This window comes from Streptomyces sp. NPDC023157 (assembly GCF_055560575.1).
Map to the genome: position 1 here is coordinate 308,076 of NZ_JBVHIL010000001.1, position 26,314 is coordinate 334,389.

The 26,314-nt window shown below is 72.5% G+C and carries 23 protein-coding genes; 4 read left to right on the forward strand and 19 right to left on the reverse strand.

Annotation, left to right across the window (positions count from 1 at the left end):
* Nucleotides 1-198: 198 nt before the first annotated feature.
* The 16 genes from ACZ3ZE_RS01445 to rsmH all read right to left on the reverse strand — a co-directional run bounded on the left by ACZ3ZE_RS01445 (nucleotide 199) and on the right by rsmH (nucleotide 18,142).
* Nucleotides 199-1,305, reverse strand: a complete 1,107-nt coding sequence (locus tag ACZ3ZE_RS01445; protein ID WP_361164096.1) for a DivIVA domain-containing protein — start codon at nucleotides 1,303-1,305, stop codon at nucleotides 199-201.
* 67 nt (nucleotides 1,306-1,372) lie between these two features.
* Nucleotides 1,373-1,663, reverse strand: coding sequence for a YggT family protein (locus ACZ3ZE_RS01450; RefSeq protein WP_361164094.1), 291 nt, complete (start codon nucleotides 1,661-1,663; stop codon nucleotides 1,373-1,375).
* 70 nt (nucleotides 1,664-1,733) lie between these two features.
* Complete coding sequence (locus ACZ3ZE_RS01455; RefSeq protein WP_132915585.1) at nucleotides 1,734-2,357, reverse strand: cell division protein SepF; 624 nt, start codon at nucleotides 2,355-2,357, stop codon at nucleotides 1,734-1,736.
* Nucleotides 2,358-2,496: 139 nt separating this feature from the next.
* Entirely contained in the window at nucleotides 2,497-3,216 is a 720-nt protein-coding gene (locus ACZ3ZE_RS01460; RefSeq protein ID WP_361164092.1) for a YggS family pyridoxal phosphate-dependent enzyme, read from the reverse strand.
* Entirely contained in the window at nucleotides 3,213-3,953 is a 741-nt protein-coding gene (gene pgeF, locus ACZ3ZE_RS01465; protein WP_442304620.1) for a peptidoglycan editing factor PgeF, read from the reverse strand. The genes ACZ3ZE_RS01460 and pgeF overlap by 4 nt, the downstream gene beginning before the upstream one ends.
* Entirely contained in the window at nucleotides 3,950-5,164 is a 1,215-nt protein-coding gene (ftsZ, locus tag ACZ3ZE_RS01470; RefSeq protein ID WP_361164088.1) for a cell division protein FtsZ, read from the reverse strand. Before ftsZ ends, pgeF begins: the two co-directional genes overlap by 4 nt.
* A gap of 280 nt (nucleotides 5,165-5,444) precedes the next feature.
* The gene (locus ACZ3ZE_RS01475) at nucleotides 5,445-6,242 is read right to left on the reverse strand and encodes a cell division protein FtsQ/DivIB (protein WP_467256972.1); all 798 of its coding nucleotides are present in this window, start codon (nucleotides 6,240-6,242) and stop codon (nucleotides 5,445-5,447) included.
* Nucleotides 6,243-6,265: 23 nt separating this feature from the next.
* Complete coding sequence (gene murG / locus ACZ3ZE_RS01480; protein ID WP_361164084.1) at nucleotides 6,266-7,360, reverse strand: undecaprenyldiphospho-muramoylpentapeptide beta-N-acetylglucosaminyltransferase; 1,095 nt, start codon at nucleotides 7,358-7,360, stop codon at nucleotides 6,266-6,268.
* A gap of 6 nt (nucleotides 7,361-7,366) precedes the next feature.
* Entirely contained in the window at nucleotides 7,367-8,707 is a 1,341-nt protein-coding gene (gene ftsW / locus ACZ3ZE_RS01485; protein ID WP_361623635.1) for a putative lipid II flippase FtsW, read from the reverse strand.
* A 55-nt stretch (nucleotides 8,708-8,762) separates the two neighbouring features.
* On the reverse strand, nucleotides 8,763-10,196 hold the full coding sequence (murD, locus tag ACZ3ZE_RS01490; protein ID WP_361164737.1) for a UDP-N-acetylmuramoyl-L-alanine--D-glutamate ligase: 1,434 nt from the start codon (nucleotides 10,194-10,196) through the stop codon (nucleotides 8,763-8,765).
* Nucleotides 10,193-11,263, reverse strand: a complete 1,071-nt coding sequence (gene mraY / locus ACZ3ZE_RS01495) for a phospho-N-acetylmuramoyl-pentapeptide-transferase (RefSeq protein ID WP_361164080.1) — start codon at nucleotides 11,261-11,263, stop codon at nucleotides 10,193-10,195. The genes murD and mraY overlap by 4 nt, the downstream gene beginning before the upstream one ends.
* Nucleotides 11,260-12,687 (reverse strand): UDP-N-acetylmuramoyl-tripeptide--D-alanyl-D-alanine ligase, encoded by a 1,428-nt coding sequence (locus ACZ3ZE_RS01500; protein WP_363293257.1) that lies wholly within the window; start codon nucleotides 12,685-12,687, stop codon nucleotides 11,260-11,262. Before ACZ3ZE_RS01500 ends, mraY begins: the two co-directional genes overlap by 4 nt.
* Before the next feature lie 4 nt (nucleotides 12,688-12,691).
* Entirely contained in the window at nucleotides 12,692-14,437 is a 1,746-nt protein-coding gene (locus tag ACZ3ZE_RS01505; protein ID WP_467256974.1) for a UDP-N-acetylmuramoyl-L-alanyl-D-glutamate--2,6-diaminopimelate ligase, read from the reverse strand.
* 16 nt (nucleotides 14,438-14,453) lie between these two features.
* Nucleotides 14,454-16,424 carry a peptidoglycan D,D-transpeptidase FtsI family protein gene (locus ACZ3ZE_RS01510; RefSeq protein WP_467256976.1) on the reverse strand — a complete coding sequence of 657 codons (1,971 nt, stop codon included), beginning with the start codon at nucleotides 16,422-16,424 and terminating at the stop codon, nucleotides 14,454-14,456.
* A gap of 4 nt (nucleotides 16,425-16,428) precedes the next feature.
* Nucleotides 16,429-16,992, reverse strand: coding sequence for a cell division protein FtsL (gene ftsL / locus ACZ3ZE_RS01515; protein ID WP_467256978.1), 564 nt, complete (start codon nucleotides 16,990-16,992; stop codon nucleotides 16,429-16,431).
* Between the two features lie 190 nt (nucleotides 16,993-17,182).
* Nucleotides 17,183-18,142: a 16S rRNA (cytosine(1402)-N(4))-methyltransferase RsmH gene (gene rsmH, locus ACZ3ZE_RS01520; RefSeq protein WP_361164070.1), complete on the reverse strand. Its 960-nt coding sequence runs from the start codon at nucleotides 18,140-18,142 to the stop codon at nucleotides 17,183-17,185.
* Nucleotides 18,143-18,483: 341 nt separating this feature from the next.
* Between rsmH and ACZ3ZE_RS01525 the strand changes: the two genes are divergently transcribed.
* The 4 genes from ACZ3ZE_RS01525 to ACZ3ZE_RS01540 all read left to right on the forward strand — a co-directional run bounded on the left by ACZ3ZE_RS01525 (nucleotide 18,484) and on the right by ACZ3ZE_RS01540 (nucleotide 23,950).
* On the forward strand, nucleotides 18,484-19,023 hold the full coding sequence (locus ACZ3ZE_RS01525) for a beta-class carbonic anhydrase (RefSeq protein ID WP_361164068.1): 540 nt from the start codon (nucleotides 18,484-18,486) through the stop codon (nucleotides 19,021-19,023).
* A 171-nt stretch (nucleotides 19,024-19,194) separates the two neighbouring features.
* Complete coding sequence (locus ACZ3ZE_RS01530; protein ID WP_361164066.1) at nucleotides 19,195-20,223, forward strand: AAA family ATPase; 1,029 nt, start codon at nucleotides 19,195-19,197, stop codon at nucleotides 20,221-20,223.
* A complete protein-coding gene (locus ACZ3ZE_RS01535; protein ID WP_361164064.1) occupies nucleotides 20,223-21,581 on the forward strand; it encodes a DUF58 domain-containing protein in 1,359 nt (452 codons plus the stop codon). Before ACZ3ZE_RS01530 ends, ACZ3ZE_RS01535 begins: the two co-directional genes overlap by 1 nt.
* Complete coding sequence (locus ACZ3ZE_RS01540; RefSeq protein ID WP_467256979.1) at nucleotides 21,578-23,950, forward strand: transglutaminase TgpA family protein; 2,373 nt, start codon at nucleotides 21,578-21,580, stop codon at nucleotides 23,948-23,950. Before ACZ3ZE_RS01535 ends, ACZ3ZE_RS01540 begins: the two co-directional genes overlap by 4 nt.
* 138 nt (nucleotides 23,951-24,088) lie before the next feature.
* Here ACZ3ZE_RS01540 and ACZ3ZE_RS01545 read toward each other — a convergent pair whose 3' ends face one another.
* The 3 genes from ACZ3ZE_RS01545 to ACZ3ZE_RS01555 all read right to left on the reverse strand — a co-directional run bounded on the left by ACZ3ZE_RS01545 (nucleotide 24,089) and on the right by ACZ3ZE_RS01555 (nucleotide 26,178).
* Nucleotides 24,089-24,487 carry a DUF3040 domain-containing protein gene (locus ACZ3ZE_RS01545; RefSeq protein ID WP_361164060.1) on the reverse strand — a complete coding sequence of 133 codons (399 nt, stop codon included), beginning with the start codon at nucleotides 24,485-24,487 and terminating at the stop codon, nucleotides 24,089-24,091.
* A gap of 304 nt (nucleotides 24,488-24,791) precedes the next feature.
* Nucleotides 24,792-25,580, reverse strand: coding sequence for a methyltransferase (locus ACZ3ZE_RS01550; protein ID WP_361164058.1), 789 nt, complete (start codon nucleotides 25,578-25,580; stop codon nucleotides 24,792-24,794).
* A 67-nt stretch (nucleotides 25,581-25,647) separates the two neighbouring features.
* Entirely contained in the window at nucleotides 25,648-26,178 is a 531-nt protein-coding gene (locus tag ACZ3ZE_RS01555) for an SAV_6107 family HEPN domain-containing protein (RefSeq protein ID WP_361164056.1), read from the reverse strand.
* Nucleotides 26,179-26,314: the final 136 nt, after the last annotated feature.

The window sequence follows — 26,314 nt, forward strand, 5'->3', positions numbered from 1 at the left end:
GCGAAGGGCCCGGCACCGACCCCGGTGCCGGGCCCTTCCGCGTACCGCACCCCCTTCCGCGCACCCCGGGACCGGCCCGGGGATGCCCGCCGGGCGAAGCACACGGCAAAAGGGCCGGGCCCTGGGTGGATACCCAGGGCCCGGCCCTTACGACTGCCGCCGACGGCTACGCGCTCAGCGCGTGGACGTGCGGCGCCGTCAGTTGTCGTCCTCGTCGATCAGGAAACCGCGCATCGGCGCCGGCGCCTGCTGCATCGGCTGCGGAGCCTGCGGACGGACCGGAGCCATCGGCTGGGTCATCGCCGGGGACATCTGCTGCTGACCGCCGTACGACGGGGCGCCGCCCATCGAGCCGTTGCCGCCGAAGGACGGGGCGGGGGCACCCGCCGAGGCCATCGAGGGGGACGGCGGCAGGGACGCGGTCGCGGGAGTGCGCGCCGGGGCCAGCGAGTCGTCGGCCTGGGTCTCCAGCTGACGCAGCTGCGACTCCAGGTACGACTTCAGGCGGGTCCGGTACTCACGCTCGAAGCCCCGCAGGTCCTCGACCTTGCGCTCGAGGGTCGCACGGGCGGACTCCAGGGAGCCCATCGCGACGCGGTGCTTCTCCTGCGCGTCCCGCTCCAGGGCGTCGGCCTTGGCGCGGGCGTCCCGCTCCAGGCCCTCGGCGCGCGAACGCGCCTCGCCGACGATCTTGTTGGCCTCGGAACGGGCCTCCGCGATCGCCTGGTCGGCGGTCTGCTGGGCCAGCGAGAGGACACGCGCGGCGCTGTCGCCACCCGGGCCCTGAGCCGGCTGCATGGGCTGCATCTGCTGCTGCTGCGGGTGACCCATGGGGCCGCCCTGCATGGGGCCACCCTGCATCGGGCCGGGACCCATGGGGCCGCCCTGCATCGAGCCGGGACCCATCGGGCCGCCCTGCATGGGGCCACCCTGCATCGGACCACCCTGCATCGGGCCGGCGGGAAGCGCGGGGGCTCCCGACGGCAGCTGCGGCGGGCCCATCTGCGGAGGCTGCTGCTGGGCGGGCGGTCCGGATATGGCGGCGGGCACCGGGGCCCCGGGACCGACGGGACGGTCCTGCTGCTCCGGGGGCTTGCGCATGTTCTGCTGCTGCTGCTGGTTCTGCGCGGCGGCACGGGTCGCGGCGGCCAGCTTGGCGCGCAGGTCCTCGTTCTCGCGGAGCAGACGCGTCAGTTCGCCTTCGACCTCGTCGAGGAAGGCATCGACCTCGTCCTCGTCATAGCCTTCTCGAAGGCGGACGGTCGTGAACTGCTTGTTCCGCACGTCCTCGGGGGTCAACGGCATCTCTTCTTCACCTCTACGTAGTCGTCGGCAGTCGGCAAGACCGTATCGTCCACATTTCCCTCCACCATCACCTCGCGAAGCTGCTCACGACGGAGATCAGGATGTAGACGATGATCATCAGAACGAAGAAGGACAGGTCGAGTGCCACGCCCCCGAGACGCAGCGGCGGGATGAGCCGCCGCAGGAGCTTGAGCGGTGGATCGGTGACAGTGTAGGTGGCCTCCAGAACGACCACCATCGCCTTACCGGGTTGCCATGAACGGGCGAACTGGAAGACGTAGTCCATGACCAGCCGGAAGATCAGGAGGACAAGGAAGCACATCAGCGCGATGTAGACCACCTGTAGTGCGACGCCCATCCCGCGCTTCCCTCTCCCCTGGCTCTCGCCTGTCCGGCCTCAGGGCCGGGTCGTTCTCGGTCTCGTGTTCTCAGCTCTGGTTGAAGAACCCGCCCTCTGCGATACGGGCCTTGTCCTCCGCCGTGACATCGACGTTAGCAGGCGACAACAGGAACACCTTCTGCGTCACGCGCTCAATGCTGCCATGGAGCCCGAAGACGAGTCCGGCGGCAAAGTCGACAAGTCGCTTCGCGTCGGTGTCGTCCATCTCCGTGAGATTCATGATCACCGGGGTGCCCTCGCGGAAGTGTTCCCCGATGGTACGGGCCTCGTTGTAGGTCCGCGGGTGGAGCGTGGTGATGCGGTAGGGCTCCCGCTCGGACACGACCTTGGGCATGATCACCGGTGCGTTCTTCTCCAGGCTCGGGCGTTCGGGTGTGATGGATGCCACGGGGGCAATTCGGGCCGGACGCCCGCTCTCGGCGGGTACCGGGACAGAATGGGACACCGGCTCGCGGGGTGCGGGCGGGGAGACCACTCGTACCGGTTCCTCCCGTTCCACCTGGCGCGGGGGCTGGTGATGGCGCCGGTCACGCTCGGGCTCCGGCTCCAGCTCGGGTTCGAAGTCGTCGTCGGGGTCGAAGCCCCGGCCGTCGTAACCATCGTCCTCCACGAGGCCGAGGTAGACCGCCATCTTGCGCATCGCGCCGGCCATGCTCTGAGTCCTCCGCTCTGTGGTGGATCGCCCTTACCGAATGTCGCAGTGTCACCAAGTGCCCGCGATCCACGTGGCCTCCCCGCCTCCCTGGCGGAATGACCATATTTTCTGCTGTGGTCCGACTTGCTTCGCGACGTTACCCGAGCTTCGGGCGGACACCGAGTACCGCCGTACCGATGCGCACGTGTGTCGCCCCGGCCGCCACGGCCTCCTCGAGGTCCGCACTCATCCCTGCTGACACCATGTTCGCAGCCGGACGGGTCGCGCGCAGGACAGTCGACAAATCCATCAGCCGGTCGAAGGCGGCCCGTTGCCGTCCCGCGAACGGACCGGAGAGCGGGGCGACGGTCATCAGTCCGTCGAGCCGCAGTCCGGGGGCCGCGTCCACCGCGGCCGCCAACTCCTCTATCCCGTCGGGGGCCACCCCGCCCCGGTCGCCCCGCGCGCCGGACTCGGCGTCGAGCGCGACCTGGAGCAGACAGCCGAGCTCGCGCTCCGCCTTCTCCGCGGCCGCGGAGAGGGAGGAGACCAGCTTCAAACGGTCGACGGACTGCACCACATCGGCATAACCCACCACGGAACGGACTTTGTTGGTCTGCAGCTGGCCCACGAAGTGCCAGTTCAGGTCGAGGTCCGCACAGGCCGCGGCCTTGGGGGCGGCGTCCTGGTCGCGGTTCTCGGCGACATGGCGCACCCCGAGTCCGTGCAGGATTCTCACGTCGCTCGCGGGGTAGGTCTTGGTGACCACGATGAGGGTCACCTCCTCCCGCGCCCGACCGGCGGCGGCGCAGGCGGCGGCGATGCGCTCCTCCACCCGGGCCAGGTTCGCGGCGAGTTCGGCCGTGCGGTCCGTCATGTCTCTTCCCGGTTCAGCCAGACATATCCCGCGAGTCGCCCGGTGGTGCGGTCGCGGCGGTACGAGTAGTGGTCCCGGGACTCCAGGGTGCAGACCCCGCTCGCCACCACGTCGGTGACGCCCAGTCGGGCGAGCTGGTCCAGGACTCCCGCGGTGACGTCGACGGCGGGGGTTCCCCAGGAGGTCTCGGCGTGGGCGGCCGGTTCGACGGCGGCGACCTCGGCGCGCATCGCCTCGGGCACCTCGTAGCAGCGCCCGCAGACGGCGGGGCCGGTGCGGGCGACGATCCGCTCGGGGCGGGCGCCGAGTTCGGTCATCCGGGCCACCGTGGCCGGGACGACTCCGGCGACCATCCCGGGCCGCCCGGCGTGGGCGGCGGCGGCGACCCCGGCGACGGGGTCGGCGAGGAGGACCGGCACGCAGTCCGCGGTGAGCACCGCGAGGGCGAGTCCGGGCCGGTCGGTGACGAGCGCGTCCACCGAGGGGACGGGGTCCGTCCCCCAGGGGCCGTCCACCACGGCGACGCCGGCGCCGTGGACCTGGTTCATCCAGACCACCCGGGCCGGGTCGAGGCCCAGCCCGGTCGCGGCCCGTTCGCGGTTGGCGAGGACGGCCGCGGGGTCGTCGCCGACGGCTCCGCCGAGGTTGAGCTCCTCGTACGGAACGGCGCTCACCCCGCCCCACCGGTCGGTGAAGGCGAAGTGGGCGCCGCTCGTGTCGTGTCGCTGCCCTATCACTTCAAGAAGTCCGGGACATCCAGCTCTTCGGCCTGGGTGTCCGCGTACGGGCGGGCCGGCGGGACCACCGGCGAGGAGACGGGCGGCAGCGGGGTCTCGCTGACCGCCGGCATCGGCTCCATGGGGGCCACCGGCTCCTCGCGCGGGGCCACCGTGCCCAGACCGCCCAGCGGGCGGGAGGTCTCGGCGATGCGGGGGGCCGGGGCCGGCTCCTCGCGCTTGGCGGAGGCCGAGCCGATGATGTTGTCGCGACGGGCCGGCGGCTGGCCGCCGTCGAAGCCCGCGGCGATGACGGTGACCCGCACCTCGTCGCCGAGGGCGTCGTCGATGACGGCGCCGAAGATGATGTTCGCCTCGGGGTGGGCGGCCTCGCTCACCAGCTGGGCGGCCTCGTTGATCTCGAAGAGACCGAGGTCGCTGCCGCCGGAGATGGAGAGCAGCACACCACGGGCCCCGTCGATGGAGGCCTCCAGGAGCGGCGAGGAGATCGCCATCTCGGCGGCGGCCACGGCGCGGTCGTCGCCGCGGGCGGAGCCGATGCCCATGAGGGCGGAACCCGCCTCGGACATGACCGACTTGACGTCGGCGAAGTCGAGGTTGATCAGACCCGGGGTGGTGATGAGGTCGGTGATGCCCTGGACGCCGCTCAGCAGCACCTGGTCGGCCGACTTGAACGCGTCGAGCACGGAGACCTGACGGTCCGAGATCGACAGCAGTCGGTCGTTCGGGATGACGATGAGGGTGTCGACCTCTTCGCGGAGCTCGGCGATGCCGTCCTCCGCCTGGTTGGCGCGCCGGCGGCCCTCGAACGTGAACGGGCGGGTGACCACACCGATCGTCAGGGCGCCGAGCGAGCGTGCGATGTTGGCGACGACGGGTGCGCCGCCGGTGCCGGTGCCGCCGCCTTCTCCGGCGGTCACGAAGACCATGTCGGCCCCCTTGAGGACCTCCTCGATCTCCTCACGGTGGTCCTCTGCCGCCTTGCGGCCGACGGCCGGGTTGGCCCCGGCCCCCAGGCCGCGGGTCAGTTCACGGCCGACGTCCAGCTTGACGTCGGCGTCGCTCATCAACAGCGCCTGTGCATCGGTGTTGATGGCGATGAACTCGACGCCTTTGAGACCGACCTCGATCATTCGGTTGATGGCATTGACACCACCGCCGCCGACACCGATGACCTTGATGACTGCGAGGTAGTTCTGCGGTGCTGCCACGTCGAAGGCCTCTCGCCTCGAGTTACGTGTCGCCGCTTCGCGGTGGTTAGCGCGCCGCGACGACGGATGCCGATTGGGACGGTCCGAAACGCCGACCCAAACCCTAACGTTGAAGTTTAGGGTTACCAGTGTCTCTGTTCGCTGGACTCTTCCGAACAGGACACTAAGTCGACAAGTGGCGCACGTTCAACGAACACGCCGAACCTCCCGTTTTTCTTTTCACCCTATGTGATCACCCGTAGCGCTGGCCAACCAGGGTGCTGGCCAGGGCTGATGAGCGTCAACTTCCCGACGAAGCGGGCGCCGTGGGGGCACTTACATCGAAGTGCCCCGCTTTGGGAGTGGCCTTCATCAGCGCGGTGAGGACGCGGGCCTTGACGGCCCCGTCCTCACCACTGCCCCAGAAGACCGTGCGTCCCCTGCCGAGCTCCAGGGTGATGGAGTCGTACGACGTGATCCGGACGACACGGGCGTCCCGGGCGATTTTCTCCGGGAGTTCGCCCGTCACGCCTACCGCCTCGCCGAGGAGCCGGTCCTCGTCGAAGCGGCGCAGGCTCGGCGAGGCGGTCCCGTCGAGGACCAGCCGGGGGACGCCGGGGGGCGCCTTGGCCACGGTGGCGAACCGCACACCGCCTGCGTCCACTTCGGTGAACTTTCCGCCCTTTTCCATCAGGAGGACGGGCTTCCGTTCCGTCACTTTCAGACCGATTCCGTGCGGCCAGGACCGCACGACGTCCACGGTGTCGATCCGGGGCAGCCGCTCGCGCAGCCGCGCCTCGATCGAGTCGGTGTCCACGGAGGCCATCGGCGCGCCGACGGGAACGGCCGCGACGCGCTCCACCTCGTCCGGGGTGAGCACCTGCGTGCCGGAGACGCTCACCCGCTCCACGCGGAGCCAGGCCGAGCCGTAGAGCACCCAGACGCCGCCGGCCACGAGGGCGAGGGCGCCGAAGGAGACCAGGAGCGCCCGCGGGCCGGGCACCCGGAACCTCCGGGCGCCCGGTGGGGACGACGGCCCCGGCGAGCCCTTGGACCTGCCGCTCGGGCTCTTCCGCTCGGTCGCGGGTCCGGCTGCCACAGGGCGCTCCCTTTCCGCCGCCGCTACGCCTGACGGCGGGCGGCGATCGCCTCGTACACCATGCCGACGAGGAGGTCGTCGGCGTCCCGGCGGCCGAACTCGGAGGCGGCGCGGGACATCTCGTACAGCCGGTGCGGATCGGCCAGTACGGGCAGGACGTTGCCCTGCACCCACTGCGGCGACAGGTCCGCGTCGTCGACGAGGAGGCCACCGCCGGCCTTGACCACCGGCTGGGCGTTCAGCCGCTGTTCGCCGTTGCCGATGGGCAGCGGGACGTAGGCGGCCGGCAGTCCGACGGCGGAGAGCTCGGCGACGGTCATCGCGCCCGCGCGGCAGAGCATCATGTCGGCGGCGGCGTACGCGAGGTCCATCCGGTCCACGTACGGTACCGGCACGTACGGCGGCATTCCGGGCATGTTGTCGACACGCGGCAGCTCGTTCTTCGGGCCGACCGCGTGCAGGATCTGGATGCCCGAGCGCTGGAGCACCGGCGCGATCTGCTGGACGACCTCGTTGAGCCGCCGGGCGCCCTGGGAGCCGCCGGAGACCAGCAGGGTCGGCAGGTTCGGGTCGAGACCGAAGGCGGCGCGCGCCTCGGGGCGGACCCGGGCCCGGTCGAGGGTCGCGATGGTGTGCCGCAGCGGGATGCCGATGTAACGGGCGTTGCGCAGCTTGGAGTCCGGGGTGGCCACGCCGACCCCGGCCGCGTACCGCGAGCCGATCTTGTTGGCCAGGCCGGGCCGGGCGTTGGCCTCGTGGACCACGATCGGCACGCCGAGCCGCTTGGCGGCCAGATAGCCGGGCAGCGCCACGTAGCCGCCGAAGCCGACCACGCAGTCCGCCTGGGTGCGCTCCAGGACCTGCTCGGCGGCCTTGATGGTGCCGCGCAGCCGTCCGGGGACGGTGATGAGCTCAGGGGTGGGCTTGCGGGGCAGCGGCACGGCGGGGATGAGCGCCAGCTCGTAGCCCCGCTCGGGAACGAGCCGGGTCTCCAGGCCCTTCTCCGTGCCCAGCGCCGTGATCCCCACGGAGGGGTCCTGCCTGCGCAGGGCGTCCGCGAGTGCGAGCGCGGGCTCGATGTGGCCGGCTGTACCTCCGCCGGCGAGGACGACATGCACCGAAATTCACCGCTCTCCGGACGGACGCTTCTTGACGCGCCGTCGCATCGACTTCCATCTCCCCCCGGCCCGCTTGCCCCACCCGGGGCGGCGCATGGCCAGGGCCGCTTTCGCGGCGGGTTCCTGTCGCGCGAAGGCGATCAGGAGCCCGACGGCGAACATGGTCGGCAGCAGGGCCGATCCTCCGTAGGAGAACAGCGGGAGCGGGACTCCGGCGATCGGCAGCAGACCGAGCACCGCACCGATGTTGACCACGGCCTGCGCCGTGATCCAGGTGGTCACGCCTCCCGCGGCAAACCTGACGAAGGGGTCCTCCGTACGTCCGGCCACGCGGATACCCGCATAGCCTAGAGCCGCGAACAGGGCCAGCACCGACAGCGTCCCCGCCAGACCCAGTTCCTCACCGGTGACGGCGAAGATGAAGTCCGTGTGCGCTTCGGGGAGTTGGCCCCATTTTTCCACACTTGCCCCGAGCCCGGAACCGAACCATCCGCCCGAGGCCAGCGCGTAGATCCCGTGCGCCGCCTGGAGGCACGGGGCGCCCTCTCCGCCCGGATCGGTGGCACCGATGCAGGCGAAGCGCTTCAGCCGGTTGTCGCTGGTCTTGATCAGCAGGAACCCGAGGGCCCCGGCCACCGAGAGCACGCCGACGAAGAGCCGGGTGGGGGCGCCGGCGGTCCACAGCAGTCCGAAGAGGATCGCCGAGAGAATGATCGCCGTGCCCATGTCACCACCCAGCATGATGAGCCCGAGCAGCAGCAGGGTTCCGGGAACCAGCGGGACCAGCATGTGCTTCCACTGCGTGAGCAACTTCATGTCCTGCTTGCGGGCGAGCAGGTCGGCCCCCCACAGGATCAGCGCCAGCTTGCCGAACTCGCTGGGCTGCAGCATGAACGGTCCGCCCAGTGAGATCCAGTTCTGGTTGCCGCCGACCGCCACCCCTATCCCGGGCACCTGGACGAGCACCATCAGGAAGATCGCCCCGACCAGGATCGGGTAGGCCAGCGCCCGGTGCAGCTTCACCGGCATCCGGGAGGCCACGAGCAGCAGCCCGGCCCCGAGCAGCGCCGCGAAGAACTGCTTGCGGAAGAAGTACGAGGGCACCAGGTCGTAGCGCAGCGCCGTGATCATCGAGGCCGAGTAGACCATCACCAGGCCCAGGGCGGTGATGAGCAGCCCGGCGCCGACGATGACGTAGTACGCGGTGAGCGGCCGGTCCCAGGTCCTGCGGGCCCGCTCGTGGATCCCGCGAAGACCGCCCCGGCGCGGCTTCCTCGGCGCCGCCGGGGCGCGCCCTCCGCCGCGTACGGCGGACGGGTCACGCGTCCCTGCGGTTCGGCTCGGCATGATCGCCGTCCCCTCCAGTCGTGCCCGGCTCGGCCGGACCTCCTTGCTGGTCAGGTCAGGCGCGTCCGGTCGCGGCCAGGCGGCGGACGGCGTCCGCGAAGGCCTCGCCGCGCTTGTTGTAGTTGGTGAACATGTCCATCGAGGCACAGGCCGGGGCCAGCAGGACCGTGTCCCCCGGCCGGGCGAGCGAGGCCGCCTCCTGGACCGCCGCGGACATCGCCCCAGTGTCGGTCCGGTCGAGGTCCACCACCGGGACCTCCGGGGCGTGTCGGGCCAGCGCTTCGCGGATCAGCGCACGGTCCCGGCCGATCAGGACGACCCCGCGCAGCCGCTGTGCGGCGTTGCGGACCAGCTCGTCGAACTCGGCACCCTTGGCCAGGCCGCCGGCGATCCAGACGATCGGGTCGTAGGACGCCAACGAGGCTTCGGCGGCGTGGGTGTTGGTCGCCTTGGAGTCGTCGACGTAGACCACGCCCTCGATGTCCTCGACCAGTTCGATGCGGTGCGGGTCGGGCCGGAAGGCCCGCAGCCCGTCCCGTACGGCCTTCGGCTCCACGCCGAAGGCGCGGGCGAGGGCGGCCGCGGCGAGGGCGTTGGCGATGTTGTGCGGGGCCGGCGGCCGGATGTCCGCGACCTCCGCGAGTTCCTGGGCGTTCTTCTGCCGGTTCTCGACGAAGGCCCGGTCGACCAGGATGTCCTCGACGATGCCGAGCTGCGAGGGGCCGGGGGTGCCGAGGGTGAAGCCGATGGCACGGCAGCCCTCCTCGACGTCGGCCTCGCGGACCAGGTCCTCGGTCGCCTTGTCGGCCACGTTGTAGACGCAGGCGACCTGGTTGCCCTCGTAGATCCGGCCCTTGTCGGCGGCGTACGCCTCCATGGAGCCGTGCCAGTCGAGGTGGTCGGGCGCCAGGTTGAGCACGGCGCCGGAGTGGGCGCGCAGCGAGGGCGCCCAGTGCAGCTGGTAGCTGGAGAGCTCGACGGCGAGCACGTCGTACTCCTCGTCGCCGAGGACGGCGTCGAGGAGCGAGACGCCGATGTTGCCGACGGCCGCGGTCCGCAGGCCTGCCGCCTCCAGGATGGAGGCGAGCATCCGCACGGTCGTGGTCTTGCCGTTGGTGCCGGTGACCGCGAGCCAAGGCGCGGGAGCCCTTCCCTGCCGGGACTCACGCAAGCGCCAGGCCAGCTCGACGTCGCCCCAGATCTCCACGCCCGCCTCGGCGGCGGCCAGGAACAGGGGCTTGTCGGGCTGCCAGCCCGGGGCGGTGACGATCAGTTCGGTGCCGGGCGGCAGGGTCGCCCCGTCGCCGAGGCGGACGGTGATGCCCTCCGCCTCCAGCTCCGCGGCCTGCGCCCGGGAGCGCTCGTCGTCGCCGTCGTTGACGACCGTGACGACCGCGCCCAGGCCGTGCAGGGCGCGGGCGGCGGGGATGCCGCTCACGCCGAGCCCGGCGACGGTGACGTTCTTGCCCTGCCAGTCCAGCTCGGTCACTTCTCTGCTGCCCATCCCGCGTAGAAGAGGCCCAGGCCCACGATCACGCACATGCCCTGGATGATCCAGAAGCGGACGACGACCAGGACTTCCGACCACCCCTTGAGTTCGAAGTGGTGCTGGAGCGGTGCCATCCGGAAGACGCGCTTGCCGGTCATCTTGAACGAGCCGACCTGGATGACCACGGACATCGTGATCATCACGAAGAGGCCGCCGAGGAGGGCCAGCAGCAGCTCCGTACGGGAGCAGATGGCGAGACCGGCCAGCGCGCCGCCGAGGGCCAGCGAGCCGGTGTCGCCCATGAAGATCTTGGCGGGCGAGGTGTTCCACCACAGGAAGCCGAAGCAGGCGCCCATCAGTGCCGCGGCGACGACCGCGAGGTCGAGCGGATCGCGGACCTCGAAGCAGGCGTTCGGGTTGGTCAGCGTCATGGCGTTGGCGCAGGACTCCTGGAACTGCCAGAGCCCGATGAAGGTGTACGCGCCGAAGACCATCACCGACGCGCCGGTGGCCAGGCCGTCCAGACCGTCCGTCAGGTTCACGCCGTTGGACATGGCCAGGATCATGAAGAGCGCCCAGACCACGAACAGCACCGGGCCGATGGACCAGCCGAAGTCGGTGATGAAGGAGAGCTTCTCGGAGGCCGGGGTGTTGCCGCGCAGGTCCGCGAACTGCAGCGAGAGCACGGCGAAGGCGATGCCCACGATGAGCTGGCCGGCCATCTTCGCCTTGGCCCGCAGGCCCAGCGAACGCTGCTTGACGATCTTGATGTAGTCGTCGAGGAAGCCGACCAGGCCCATTCCGGCCATCAGGAACAGCACCAGGACGCCCGAGTACGTCGGGTCCTCGCCGGTGATGACCTTGGTCAGGGCGTACGCGATGAGCGTGGCCAGGATGAAGGAGATGCCGCCCATGGTGGGCGTGCCCTTCTTCCCGGCGTGGCCGCGCGGGCCGTCGTCGCGGATGAACTGCCCGTATCCCTTGCGGGCGAGCAGCTTGATGAGCAGCGGGGTGCCGATCAGGGTCAGGAAGAGGCCGATGGCCCCCGCGAAGAGGATCTGCCTCATCGGCCGGCGACCTCGCCCTCGGCCGTGTCGAGCAGTGCCAGGGCGACCCGCTCCAGACCCACCGACCTGGACGCCTTCACCAGGACGATGTCCCCCGGTCGCAGCTCACTGCGCAACAGGTCGACCGCCGCCTGCGCGTCGGACACGTGCACCGACTCCTCACCCCACGAACCCTCGTTATAGGCGCCCAGTTGCAGCCAGGACGCTTCCCTGTCCCCGACCGCCACGAGCTTGCTGACGTTGAGCCGGACGGCGAGCCGTCCGACCGCGTCGTGCTCGGCGAGCGCCTCGTCCCCGAGCTCGGCCATCTTGCCGAGCACCGCCCACGTACGGGAGCCCCTGGCCTGTCCGGGCCTGCCCATGGCCGCGAGCGCGCGCAGGGCGGCTCGCATGGACTCGGGGTTCGCGTTGTAGGCGTCGTTGACGATCGTCACGCCGTCCGGACGCTCGGTGACCTCCATGCGCCAGCGGGACAGGTTGCCTGCCTCGGAGAGCGCGGTGGCGATCTCCTCGACGGGCATGCCGACCTCATGGGCGACGGCGGCCGCGGCGAGCGCGTTCGACACGTGGTGCTCACCGTACAGGCGCAAGGTCACGTCGCTGCACCCGGTGGGTGTGTGAAGCCTGAAAGAGGGCTGTCCGTTCTCTGTGAGCCGGACATTCTCGGCACGTACGGCCGCGTCCTCGGCCTCGCCGAAGAGGACGACCCGCGCCGTGGTGCGGCTCGCCATGGCCCGTACGAGGGGGTCGTCAGCGTTGAGGACGGCGACGCCGCCGTCGGCCGCGGCCGGCAGCGACTCGACCAGCTCGCCCTTGGCCTGGGCGATCTGCTCGCGGCCGCCGAACTCGCCGATGTGCGCCGTGCCCACGTTGAGGACCAGGCCGATCCGCGGCGGGGTGAGGCCGGTGAGGTAGCGGATGTGGCCGATTCCGCGCGCCCCCATCTCCAGGACGAGGTGCCGGGTCCCGGCGTCGGCCTTCAGCGCGGTCAGCGGCAGGCCGATCTCGTTGTTGAGGGAGCCGGGCGTCCACACGGTCGGCGCGTGACGCTCCAGGACCTGGGCGATCAGGTCCTTGGTGGAGGTCTTGCCGGCCGAGCCGGTGAGCGCGACGACATCGGTGCCGAGGCGTTCGACGACCGTGCGGGCCAGCGCCCCGAGCGCGGCCTGCACGTCGGCCACGACGATCGAGGGCACGCCGACGGGGCGGGCGGCGAGCACAGCCGCCGCACCCGCCTGGACGGCGCGCTCCGCGTAGGCGTGGCCGTCGACGTGCTCACCGGCGAAGGCGGCGAAGAGGCTGCCGGGCTTCACCTCGCGGGAGTCGATGACGACGGAACCGGTGACCTGGACGGTCTCATCCGGTATGTCGTGCGGCTGCCCGCCGACGATTTCGGCGATCTCGGCGAGGGAGAGGGCGATCACTGCTTCATCCCTGACTGTTCTCGTGACGGTGTGCGTCCTGCGGGTCCTGCGCGTCCTGCGTCTGCTGTGCGGTCTGCTCGTTCGGCGCGTCCGGGCGGGCGGCGCGGGCCAGGACGGCCTCGCGCAGCACCTGGCGGTCGTCGAAGGGGCGGACCGTTCCGGCGGCCTCCTGGCCCTGCTCGTGGCCCTTGCCCGCGACCAGGACGGTGTCGCCGGGCCGGGCCCGGGCCACGGCCGCCGCGATGGCGGCCGCCCGGTCGGCGTCCACGAGGACCTCGCCGCGCTCGGCGGCGGGCACCCCGGCGGCACCCGCGAGCATCGCGGTGAGGATCGCGAGCGGGTCCTCGGAGCGCGGGTTGTCGGAGGTGAGCACGGCGGTGTCGGCGAGCCGGGCCGCCGCGGCGCCCATCGGGCCGCGCTTGGTGGTGTCGCGGTCGCCGCCGCAGCCGATGACGACGTGCAGCTTGCCGCGGGTCACCTCGCGCAGCGAGCGCAGCACCGATTCGACGGCGTCCGTCTTGTGCGCGTAGTCGACGACCGCGAGGTACGGCTGGCCGGCGTCGACGCGCTCCAGGCGGCCCGGGACGCCGGGGACGGCGGCGACGCCGTCGGCGGCGGTCTGCGGGTCGAGCCCGGCGGCGGCGAGGGTGACGATCGCGGCGAGGGTGTTCGCGACGTTGAACGGGCCGGGCAGCGGCGCGGTGGCCGAGATCCGCTGTCCGTCCGGGCCGACGACGGTGAAGGAGGAGTCGGCGGGGCCGGTGACGACGTCCACGGCGCGCCAGTCGGCGTCCGGGTCGCCGGCGGCGGAGAAGGAGACGACCGGGACGCCCGACTCCTTGACGAGCCGGCGGCCGTAGGCGTCGTCCAGGTTCACCACGCCGCGTTTGCTGCGCTCGGGGGTGAACAGGCGCGCCTTGGCCTGGAAGTAGTCCTCCATGTCGGAGTGGAACTCCATGTGCTCCGGGCTCAGGTTGTTGAAGACGGCGACGTCGAAGACGCAGCCGTCGACCCGGCCGAGCACGAGGGCGTGGCTGGAGACCTCCATGGCGACCGCCTCGACGCCGCGCTCGCGCATGACCGCGAAGAGGGCCTGGAGGTCGGTGGCCTCGGGGGTGGTCCGCTCGGACTTGATGCGCTCGTCGCCGATGCGCATCTCGACGGTGCCGACCAGGCCCGTCGCGCGGCCCGCGCCGCGCAGTCCGCCCTCGACGAGGTAGGCGGTGGTGGTCTTGCCGGAGGTGCCGGTGATGCCGATCTGCAGCAGGTCCGCGCCGGGCCGCCCGTAGATCTCGGCGGCGAGCTCGCCCATGCGTCCGCGCGGGTCCTCGGCGACCAGGACCGGCAGGCCGGTCGCGGCGGCGCGTTCGGCGCCGGCCGGGTCGGTGAGGATCGCGGCGGCGCCGAGTCCGGCGGCCTGGGCGACGAAGTCGGCGCCGTGCATCCGGGCGCCGGGCAGCGCCGCGTACACGTCGCCCGGGCGCACCGCCCGGGAGTCGTGCGTGATGCCCGTGACCTCCGTGGAGCCGGTGGTGGTTCCGGCGTCGGTGGGCTCGGTGCCCAGCCGTGCGGCGAGCTCGCCCAGGGGTGTCGGGCGGAGCCGCTCCGGGCGGGGCGGGGTGGTTCGGTACTGATCAGCGTGTGGCACGGCGGTGAGCGTACCGGGCGCACCGGCCGAGGGGCTAAATGAGGCCGCGGCCTCGCCGGAGTTCGATTTCCGGTTCCCGGAACGGGGGGTGATGGTGGTCACTGGTGCTCCCGGCGTGTCACGGGGTCGGTTTGAACGTGGTGGGCAGGCGGGCGGGCTCGCTGCCGGTGGGGGCGACATGGAGGGTCTTGAGGGCGAACTCCATGACCTTCTTGTAGATCGGTCCGCAGATCTGGCCGCCGAAGTAGCTGCCCTTGGTGGGGTTCTGGATGGCGCAGTAGACGGCGATCCGGGGCTCGTCGGCGGGGGCGAAACCGGCGAAGGAGGCGGTGTAGCCCTTGTAGACGCCGAGTTCGGGGTCGACCCGGTTGGCGGTGCCGGTCTTGCCGGCGACCCGGTAGCCGGGGATGGCCGCCTTGCTGCCGGTGCCCTCCTCGTCGTCGACGACGGACTCCAGCATCTGCCCGAGGGTCTTGGCGGTCTTCTCGCTGACCACCCGGCTCTCCTTGGGCGCCGGCGCGGGGGTGAAGCGCCCGTCGGGTCCCTTGGTGCCGCGTACCAGGGTCGGCTCGATCCGTACGCCTCCGTTGGCGATGGCCTGGTAGACGGAGGTGGCCTGCATGGCGCTGAGCGAGAGGCCCTGGCCGAAGGGGATCGTGTACTGCTGCGAGGTCGACCAGTCCTGCGGCTTGGCGAGGATGCCGGGGGTCTCGCCGGGGAAGTCGAGACCGGTCGGGCTGCCGACGCCGAACTTGCGCAGATAGCTGTAGAGCACCCGGTTGGACTCGGCCTGGTTCTCGCCGAGCTGCCCGGTGGCGAGGATGGTGCCGATGTTGCTGGAGCGGGCCAGGACGCCGTTGAGGGTCAGGTACCAGGTGATGTGGTCGACGTCGTCGCTGAAGAGGCGGTCGCCGCGGTGCAGCCGGTTGGGGACGGTGACCCGGGTCCCGGCGGTGGCGGCGCCCTCCTCCAGGACGGCGGCCATGGACATCACCTTGCTGGTGGAGCCGGGCTCGTAGGCGTCCTGGAGGGCCGCGTTGCCCATGGCGGTGGCGTTGGCCTGGGAGAGGTCGTTGGGGTCGAAGCCGGGGGCGTTGGCCATGGCGAGGACCTCGCCGGTCCTGGTGTCCTGCACGACGACGTAGCCGCGGTCGGCCTTGGACTTCCTGACCTGGTCGGTGATGGCCTGCTGGGCGGCCCACTGGATGTCCCGGTCGATGGTCAGCTCGATGTCGGAGCCGGGGACCGCCGGGGTGCCCTGGGAGCCCGCGGTGGGCACCCGGCGCCCGCCGGACTGGGCGAACCTGATCTTGCCGTCCTTGCCGGCCAGGTCCTTGTCCAGCATGGACTCCACGCCGCCGGCGCCTCGGCCCTCGGCGTTGACGTAGCCCAGTATCCCGGCGGCCAGTTCGCCGTTCGGGTACACGCGCTTGGTGACCGGCTCGCTCAGGATGCCGCCGAGCAGGCCGACCCCGTTGCCGCCGTTGGCGGGCTTCGCCTTCTGCTCGTAGACCTTCTTCAGGTCCTTGATCTGGTTCCAGACCTGCGGGGTCTGCTTGCGGGCGAGCAGGGTGTAGCGGGACTTGGGGGTGCGCAGCTTCTTCGCGAGGTCGGCGGGCTCCTTGCCGAGGATCGGGGCGAGGAGCCCGGCGGCCTGCTCGGGGGCGTCCCTGACCTTGGACTCCTCGGGCGTGAAGAGCTTGGGGTCGGCCGTGATGTCGTACGCGTCGACGCTCGCGGCCAGGGCGACGCCGGACCGGTCGGTGATCTCGCCCCGGTCGGCGGAGAGCGTGTACTCCTGGTAGCGGTGCTTCTCCGCCTTGGCCGCGTAGGCGCTGGCGTCCACGGCCTGCACCTGGAGCAGCCGCACCACGAACACCAGCATGACCAGGGTCAGCCCGAGGGAGACCAGGCGCAGCCGGGGCTTGGGGCTGCCGAGCCGGATGGTGCGCGCCCTGGCCGGCGGCCGGGGCGCGGGGCGCCGTGCCTGCGCGGGCCTCGGCGCGGGGCGGCCGGGGGCCGCGGGGCGGGGGCGAGCGGGCCGGGCGGGGCCGGGGACGCGGCGGCGCGGGGGCTCCTTGGAGGGCACGGGGTCACCTGCCGGAGGTCGTGGGGGCGGTCGCGGTCGTGTGCGGCGTGCCGGGGTTCTTCGAGGCGGGCGGCTTCGGTGTCCCGGACGCGGGCGGCTTCGGCGTGTCGCCGGATCTCGCGGGCCCGCCGGTGGCCGGGGTCCGGCCGGCCGGCGGGGTCGTGCTCGCGGTGTTCGGGGTGTTCGGGTTCGGGGTGTTCGTGCCGCCGGCCGGGTCGGCCGCGGGCGGGGCGGGCGTCGGCGTGGGCTTCGGCGCGGCGGCCTTCGAGGGCACGCCGCGCACCTTGCCGTCGGGGTCCAGGAAGACGGGGCTGCCCCCCGGCACCATGCCGAGCTCCCGGGCGCGCCGCTCCAGGGCGTCGGGCGCGGAGCTGTCGTCCACGTCCCGCTGGAGGGCCTGCTCCTCGTCGGTGAGCTCGGTGGTCTTCTTCTTCAGCTCGCTGAGCTCGAAGGAGCCCTGGTTGAGGGCGGAGTTGAGCAGCAGCAGGCTGATCAGGCCGCCGCCGAGCAGCACCACGACGAGCAGGACGAAGGGGGTGCGGGCCGCGCTGCTCGGCCCGGACGGCATCAGCCTCCCGAGCCGCGCGGCCCGCCCTTTGAGAGGCCCCTGTCGCGTCATCGTGTTCCCTCGTCCGCTGCTCCGCCCGCGGCGCGCGTCGCTGCTCCGCCCGCGAGGCGCGCCCCTGCGGGCATCGTCGCCGTCAGCGGCCCGGTGGCCTCGCGTGCTCCCCCGGACACCGCCGGGAGGTGCTCCCGGCTCACGAGGCTTCGTCCTCCCGGATCCGCTGAGCCCCCCGGAGCCGGGCCGGGGCCGCGCGGCGGTTCTCGGCGACCTCTTCCTCGGTGGGGAGCTCGGCGCCGCGGGTGAGCAGCTTGAGGCGGGGCTGGTAGCGCTCGGGGACGACCGGGAGGCCGGGCGGCGCGGTGTTCGCGGCGCCCGCCGCGAACACCTGCTTGACCAGCCGGTCCTCCAGGGAGTGGTACGAGAGGACGGCGATCCGGCCGCCGACGGCGAGGGCCTTGACGGCCGCCGGGATCGCCTCCTCCAGGACCGAGAGCTCCCCGTTGACCTCGATGCGCAGGGCCTGGAAGGTCCGCTTGGCGGGGTTGCCGCCGGTGCGCTTGGCCGCCTGGGGCAGCGAGTCGCGGATCAGCTCGACCAGCCGCGCGCTGTTGCTGAACGGCTCCTTCTCGCGCTCGCGCACGATCGCGGAGACGATCCGCTTGGCCTGCTTCTCCTCGCCGTACGCGCGCAGGATGCGGACCAGCTCGCCGGCCGGGTAGGTGTTGAGGACCTCGGCCGCGCTGATGCCCGTCGTCTGGTCCATGCGCATGTCGAGCGGGGCGTCCTGCGCGTAGGCGAAGCCGCGGTCGGCCTCGTCCAGCTGCATCGAGGAGACGCCCAGGTCGAACAGGACGCCGTCGACGCGCGGGATGCCGAGCCGGTCCAGGACCTCGGGCAGCTCGTCGTAGACGGCGTGGACCAGCGTGGCGCGCTCCCCGTACGGGGCGAGCCGCTCGCCGGAGAGGCGCAGCGCCTCCTTGTCCCGGTCGAGGGCGACGAGCCGTGCTTCGGGGAAGGTCCGCAGCAACGCCTCGCTGTGGCCGCCGAGGCCGAGGGTGCAGTCGACGACGACCGCGCCGGGGCGCTCCAGTGCGGGGGCCAACATGTCCAGGCACCGCTGGAGCATCACCGGGACGTGTCGGTCGTTGCTCAATGCGCCCTCTCAGGTCCGGCGGAAACAGGTACCACCGGCGAGCGGAAGGAGGCCGAGCCGCAGGTACCGCCGCGCATACGGGGAGAAACGGCGGAAATCGCTCGATGTCTCCGTGAACTCCGCGTCACTTTAGTCCACCGGCCGGGCCGGTCAACCAACCGGCTGGCGCGTCGCGCGCCCCGGTCCGCCCGCCCGGAAGGCTCCCGGAACCCTCCCGGCGGCTCACCCGGACGGCCCCGCCCCCGTACGGCCTGTGGGTTGCCTCACAACAAGGTTCATTGGCGCTCTTTGTCCACTCTCACAGCAGGCCCGGACCGTCCGTGACCGTTAACGTCGGAGACATGTCGACCTCTGCGCACCCCTCTGCCGACGCCATACGCAACGCGAGCGCCGTCACCGACCGCCTCGTCACGGCGAACGAGCGTTACGCCGCCGACTTCACCGACCCCGGGATGGACGCGCGCCCCGTGCTGCACGTCGCCGTGGTCGCCTGTATGGACGCCCGTCTCGACCTGCACGCCGCGCTCGGCCTGGAGCTCGGCGACTGCCACACCATCCGCAACGCCGGCGGCGTGGTCACCGACGACGTCATCCGCTCGCTCACCATCAGCCAGCGGGCGCTCGGCACCCGCAGCGTGATGCTGGTCCACCACACCAACTGCGGCCTGGAGTCGCTGACCGAGGACTTCCGGCACGAGCTGGAGGACGAGGTCGGCCAGCGTCCGGCCTGGGCCGTGGAGGCCTTCCGCGACGTCGACCAGGACGTGCGCCAGTCGATGCAGCGGGTGCGCACCTCCCCGTTCCTGCTGCACACCGACGACGTCCGCGGCTTCGTCTTCGATGTGACGACGGGTCTGCTGCGGGAGATCAGCCCGGCCTGATCAGCCCGGCACAAGGCAGCAAACCCCGGCAATTCGCCCCCAGTTATCCACAGGGCGGCGGCAGGCAAGTGACACAACCCGGCCACGGCAACAACAATGCACGGGTGACACCCCCCGGACCTGGTTCCGGGGGCAGGTGTCGGTGCTGCCGGAAGGGCCGAGGAGGGCCGGGTGACGACCTATGACGATCGAGCGAGCCTCACAGATCTGACCACCACAGCGGAGCGGGTGCGCCGGTCGGTGGAAGGTGTGATCGAGGGCAAGCCCGAGGTCGTACGGCTTGCGCTGACCGTGCTGCTCGCCGAGGGACATCTCCTGATCGAGGACGTCCCCGGCGTGGGCAAGACGATGCTCGCCAAGACACTGGCGCGGTCCATCGACTGCTCGGTCCGCCGCATCCAGTTCACGCCCGACCTGCTGCCGTCGGACATCACCGGCGTGTCGATCTTCGACCAGCAGCGGCGCGAGTTCGAGTTCAAGCCCGGAGCGATCTTCGCCCAGATCGTGATCGGCGACGAGATCAACCGGGCCTCCCCCAAGACCCAGTCCGCACTCCTGGAGTCCATGGAGGAGCGCCAGGTCACGGTCGACGGCCAGACCTACGAGCTGCCCAGCCCGTTCATGGTCGTCGCCACCCAGAACCCGGTCGAGATGGAGGGCACCTACCCGCTGCCCGAGGCCCAGCGCGACCGCTTCATGGCCCGGGTCTCCATCGGCTACCCGAGCGCCGAGGCCGAGCTCCAGATGCTCGACGTGCACGGCTCGGCCTCCCCGCTGGACGACCTCCAGCCGGTCGCCCACGCCCACGACGTGGTCAAGCTGATCGACGCCGTGCGCGGAGTGCACGTGGCCGAGGCCGTCCGCAGGTACGCGGTGGACATCGTGTCCGCCACCCGGTCGCACCCGGACCTCAGACTCGGCGCGTCCCCGCGCGCCACGCTGCACCTGCTGCGGGCCGCGAAGGCCTCCGCCGCGCTCAGCGGCCGGGAGTTCGTGCTGCCCGACGACCTCCAGGCACTCGCCGCGCCCGTCCTCGCCCACCGCCTGCTGCCCACCGCGCAGGCCCAGCTCAACCGGCGCACGGCCGAGCAGGTCGTCCAGGACATCCTCCAGCGCACGCCCGTACCGGCCGCCGCGTCCCCTGCGCCGCCCGCCGGACCGCTCTACGGCCAGCAGCAGCCCGGCGCCCGGCGGCTGTGATGAGCACCGCCGACGCCCCGCGGGGACAGCGGGAGGACGGCGACGACGACCGGGGCGGCCTGCGGGCCGCCCTCGGCGGACTCACCACCCGCGGCAGGTCCTTCCTCGCCGCCGGGATCGCCGCCGGTGTCTGCGCCTACGTGCTCGGCCAGGCCGACCTGCTGCGCGTCGGCCTGCTGCTCGCCGTGCTGCCCCTGGTCTGCGTCGTCGTGCTGCACCGCACCCGCTACCGGGTCGCGGGCAGCCGCCGGCTCGCCCCACAGCGCGTCGAGACCGGCACGGAGGCCCGGGTCCACCTGCGCATGGACAACGTCTCCCGGCTGCCCACCGGACTGCTGATGCTCCAGGACCACGTGCCGTACATGCTGGGGCCCCGCCCCCGCTTCGTGCTCGACCGCGTGGAGGCCGGCGGCCGGCGCGAGGTGTCCTACCGGGTCCGCTCCGACCTGCGCGGACGCTTCGCCCTCGGCCCGCTCCAGCTGCGGCTCAACGACCCCTTCGGCATGTGCGAGCTGACCCGCTCCTTCAGCGCGTACGACACCCTGACCGTCATCCCCCGCACCGAACCGCTGCCGCCGGTGAAGCTGGCCGGCGAGTCCACGGGGTACGGGGAGGGCCACCAGCGGGCGCTCGCCCTCGCCGGGGACGACGACATCATCCCGCGCGCCTACCGGCACGGCGACGACCTGCGCCGCGTCCACTGGCGCTCCACGGCCCGCTACGGCGAGCTGATGGTGCGCCGCGAGGAACAGCCGCAGCGGGCCCGCTGCACCGTGCTGCTCGACACCCGCCGGATCGCCTACGAGGGCGGCGGGCCCGACTCGGCCTTCGAATGGGCCGTCTCCGGCGCCGCCTCCGTCCTCGTGCACATGCTGGAGCGCGGCTACGCGGTGCGGCTGCTCACCGACACCGGCAGCAGCCTCCCCGGCGACGGCGCCGAGGGCTTCTCCGGCTCCGGACAGAACACGGCCGAGGCCGCCGGACTGATGATGGACACCCTCGCGGTCGTCGACCACTCCGACGGGGCCGGACTCTCCCGCGCGTACGACGTGCTGCGCGGCGGACACGAAGGCCTCCTGGTCGCCTTCGTCGGCGACCTCGACGAGGAGCAGGCTGCCCTGGCCGCACGGATGCGGCAGCGCGGCGGCGGCGCCGTGGCCTTCCTGCTGGACTCCGGTACCTGGCTGACCGGCGGCGCCGTCACCGGCGCGGTCGAGGACCGGCTGCGGCGGCTGCGGGAAGCCGGCTGGACGGCCGTCGCCGTACCCCCGGGCACCCGCCTCGCCCCGCTCTGGCAGCAGGCCGGCGGCGCACAGAACCAGGCCCCCGCGGCCGACACGTACGGAGGTTGGTCATGAGCGGGCGCGGGCGGCTGACGCTTGCGGCCTTCGGCGCGACGCTCCTCGCGTCGGCCGCGCTGCTGCCGCTGGTGAAGCCGGCGACCTGGATCTTCACCGCGGCGCTCGTGCTGGGCCTGCAGAGCGCGATCGGCACGATCACCCGGCGGGTGCCGCTGGCCCGGCCGCTCACCATCGGCGCCCAGGCGGTCGTCACGCTGCTCGTGCTGACGGTGTTCTTCGCCCGCGAGCAGGCCGTCATCGGCCTGCTGCCCGGGCCCGAGGTCTTCACCACCTTCGGCACGCTCTTCCAGGCCGGCGTGGACGACGTCGGGACCTACGCGATCCCCGCCCCGGACACGGCCGGCATCCGCCTGCTGCTCGTCGTCGGCGTGGCCGCCGTCGGGCTCCTCGTGGACGCCCTCGCGGTGACCTTCCGCAGCTCGGCCCCGGCGGGGCTCCCGCTGCTCGCCCTGTACTCGGTGGCCGCCGGGCTCTCCGGCGGCGGTGCGGGCTGGCTGTACTTCCTGCTGGCCGCCGCCGGCTATCTGCTGCTGCTCCTGGCCGAGGGCCGGGACCGGCTCTCCCAGTGGGGGCGGGTCTTCGGTGGCGCCCACCGCTCGGGCCGGCCCGGCTCGGCCGTCGGTGACGGCGGCTCCGCGTTCGCCCCGGTCCGCTCCGGGCGGCGGATCGGCGCGGTCGCCCTGGGCATCGCGCTGGTGGTGCCGTTCGCCCTGCCCGGGCTGAGCGGCGGGATCTTCGGCGGCGCCGGAAAGGGCGAGGGCGCCGGCGGCAAGGGCGGCACGATCTCGGCGGTGAACCCGCTGGTCTCCCTCCAGAACGACCTGCGCCAGCCGGACGACCGCGAGGTGCTGCGCTACCGGACCAACGCCCGGGACACGTCCGGGATGTATCTGCGGCTCGTCGCGCTCGACCAGTTCGACGGCACGGCGTGGAAGTCCTCGGTCCGCCCCATCCAGGACGTGCCCGAACAGCTGCCCTGGCCGGACGGCCTCGCCCAGGACGTCACCACCACCGAGGTCACCAGCAACTTCGTCGCCTCCACGGCGTACGAGCAGAAGTGGCTGCCGATGCCGTACCCGGCCTCGAAGGTCTCCATCGGCGGCAGCTGGCGGTACGAGCCGGCCGGGCGGATGCTCGTCGGCGACAACGGGCAGAACACCAAGGGCGCGCGGTACTCGGTGACCAGCCTCGACATCCGGCCCACCGCCGAGCAGCTGGCCACGGCGCCGCCCGTGCCGGAGAAGCTGCTCAGCGAGTACACCAAGGTCCCGGCCTCGCTCCCCGCCGACGTGCGGGCGACGGCCGTCGAGGTCACCCGCGGGGCGCGCAACGGGTACGAGCGGGCGGTGAAGCTCCAGGACTGGTTCGCCCGGGACGGCGGCTTCCGCTACGACGTCGAGGTCGACTCCGGCACCGGGGTCCAGGCGATCTCCCGCTTCCTGAAGGACAAGGAGGGCTTCTGCGTCCACTTCTCCTTCTCGATGGCCGCCATGGCCCGCTCCCTGGGCATCCCCGCCCGGGTGGCGGTCGGCTTCATGCCGGGCACCCCGCAGCCGGACGGCTCCCTGTCCGTCGGCATACGGGACGCGCACGCGTGGCCCGAGCTGTACTTCGAAGGGGCGGGCTGGACCCGCTTCGAGCCGACGCCGTCGCGCGGCACGGTGCCGGAGTACACCCGTCAGCAGTCCGCCGGCGGGGCGGCGACGCCGACGGCGCAGCCCTCCACCGGCGTGTCGGCCCAGCCCTCGGCGGCGCCGAGCGCCTCGGAGAGCTGCCCGCCGCAGTTGCGGCGGCTCGGTGAGTGCGGGCCGGACAAGGCGGCGGGGGGTGCGGAGTCCTCGGACACGGGCCTGCCGCCCCTGCAACTGGCCCTCCTGTGCCTGGGCATCCTGCTCCTCCTCGCCCTCCCCCTCCTCCCCTGGCTCTGGCGCACCCGGCTGCGGGCGCGGCGGCTGGGGACGGGAGAGGTCCTCGCGGTCTGGTCGGAGATCAAGGACACCGCCTGGGACCACGGGGTGGCCCCGGACGACTCGCTGACGCCGCGCGGGACGGCGGCGCGGCTGATCCGACTGGGTGAGCTGGGGCCGGACGCGGCGGACGCCGTGCGGCGGGTGGCGCGGGCGGTGGAGCAGGCGCTGTACGCGCCGCGGCCCCAGCCGGCCCCGAGCCTCTCCGAGGACGCCGCTCTGATCCGCCGGGGCTTCCACACCGCGGCCTCCCGCTCGAACCGCCTGCGGTCGATCCTGGCCCCGCGCTCGGCAGCCCGGGTCGCCTGGGCGACCCACACCCACTGGCACACCTTCCGCACCACCACCTCGACCCGCGCCCGAACCATCCTCCGCCGCACGACGAGCGAGACGCCCTGACAGTGGGCCGCGCCCCCCCATGGGCGGGGCGCGGCCCGCAACGGGGGCGGGGCCCCGGGCTCCGGTGGGGGACATGGCTGAGCCCCGGTTGGCCGGGAGGGCCGCGCGGGGCTCAGGGGAGTGTGGGGGTGGGGCGGGTCAGTGGTGGCCGCCGCCCTGTTCGTCGCGGCGGCGCTGCCACCGCTCTTCGATCCGGTTCATCATCGAGCGGCGCTGCCGGGCCTGCTGCCCGCTGCCGACCGTCCGGGCCTGCTCGCCCGGCTTGGGCGCCTTGCGCCATCCGGTGACCGCGAGGACCGCGCAGCCCAGCATGATGAGGAACCCCACCACACTGAGCGGCCAGATCTGCGGAGCGATCATTCCGGCCATGAGGAGCGCGATACCCACCAGGAAGCCGGCGACTGCCTGGTAGACCCGTCGCCGGGTGTACGTACGCAGCCCGCTTCCCTCGAGCGCTGTCGCGAACTTGGGATCTTCGGCGTACAGCGCTCGCTCCATCTGCTCGAGCATTCGCTGCTCGTGCTCCGAGAGCGGCACGGAGTCCTCCTAGTCGTCGGTCGCGGGGGCGACCGGTTTGCGGCCCTTTCAGGATAGGCAGGGAATCGCCCCCGTGAAACCCGCCCTCAATGCCAAATCGCCAATCCGGGCCGCCATGCGGTTCGGATGCTGAGGCGTTGATTCCCCAGCCCCCTGCCCGTCATGCCGGATCGTGTCTCCCGATCATACGGGGACAAGTCCCCGAACGGGCGGCCTGTGGCGTACTCCATCTGCGGTTGCGCCGCTGCTCAGCAGGTGCGGCGGTGTCCCGGGGCCCGAGCCCGGGGGCACCGCCGGGCGGGTGTCAGGCGCGCTTCTCGCCCAGGACGTGCAGTTGGGTGGCGATCGCGTGGAAGGACGGCAGCTCGGCCGCCGCCGCCTCCAGCTTGAGGAGGGCCTCGGCGGCGCCGGGCTCGGTGTCGACGAGGGCGCCGGGCACGAGGTCGGCGAAGACCCGGACGCCGTGCACCGCGCCGACCTCCAGACCCGCGTCCTCGGCGAGCCCGGTGAGCTGGTCGGCGGTGAAGCGCCGGGGCACGGGGTCGCCGTCGCCCCAGCGTCCCGCGGGGTCGGTCAGCGCGTGCCGGGCCTCGGTGAAGTGGCCGGCCAGCGCGCGGGCGAGCACGGCGCCGCCGAGTCCGGCGGCGAGCAGGCTGAGGCCGCCGCCGGGACGCAGCGCGGCCACCGCGTTGCGCACGCCTTCGGCCGGGTCGTCCACGTACTCCAGGACGCCGTGGCAGAGGACGACGTCGAAGCCCTCGCGGTCGACGACGTCGAAGAGGCCGCGGATGTCGCCCTGGACCCCGCGCACCCGGTCGGCGACGCCCGCCTCGGCGGCGCGCCGCTCCAGGGCGAAGAGCGCGTTGGGGCTGGGGTCGACGACGGTGACGCGGTGTCCGAGGCAGGCCGCCGGCACCGCGAAGTTACCGGAGCCGCCGCCCGTGTCGAGGACATCGAGGCAGTCGTTCCCGGTGGCCTTGACCCGGCGGTCGAGGGCGTCCTTGAGGACGTCCCAGACGACGGCGGTGCGCAGGGAGGCGCGCGACGGGCGCGAGGTCGCCTCTCTGCCGAAGACAGGGGAAGGGTCCGACACGGTTGCTGCACTCCTCGGTGACGGGGACGAACGGCTCCACCCTATGGCCTCGGGCCTCCGGCCCCGGTCATCCCGTGGTCTCCTCGGCGCCCGGCTGCCGGGGCAGCACCGGCTGGAGCACCAGGAGGCGCTCGACCAGCCGCAGGAACATCGCCGCGTCCCTGAGCAGGTCGTCGGCGTCCCGACGGCTCGCGGCGCCGGTGATCCCGGCCTCGGCCCTGGCCCGGCGGGCGGCGCCGGAGGCGAACAGGGCGCTCCATTCGGTGAGCTCGGGCGCTATCTCCGGGAGCACCTCCCAGGCGCTGCGGATGCGGGCCCGCTTGCGGGGGTCGCGCTCGGGCCGGCCGCGGGCGGCGAGCACGGCGGCGGCGGTGCGCAGGGCGGCGAGGTGGGCGGTGGCGTACCGCTCGTTGGGCACGTCGAGCGCGGTGGCCTCGTCGAGTCCCGCCCGGGCCTTGGCGAGCAGGTCGAGGGCGGCGGGCGGGGCCGAGGCGCGGCGCGCGACGGGGTGGATGTCGGACGCGGGTCCGAGCTGGGCGGGGGCAGGGCGCGGCGCGGTGTGGCGCCGGGGTTCGGCTGCGGCGGAGTGGCCGGCCATGACGAGCCTCCTGTCGTCGGGTGACGGCGCTGTGGCCGTATGTGTTCATCGTGCCCGCCCCCACTGACAATCGCGCTGACCTGGGGTTTTGCCAGTTCGGCGACTCAGCGGTAACTTTTTGCACTGACTGGTCAGT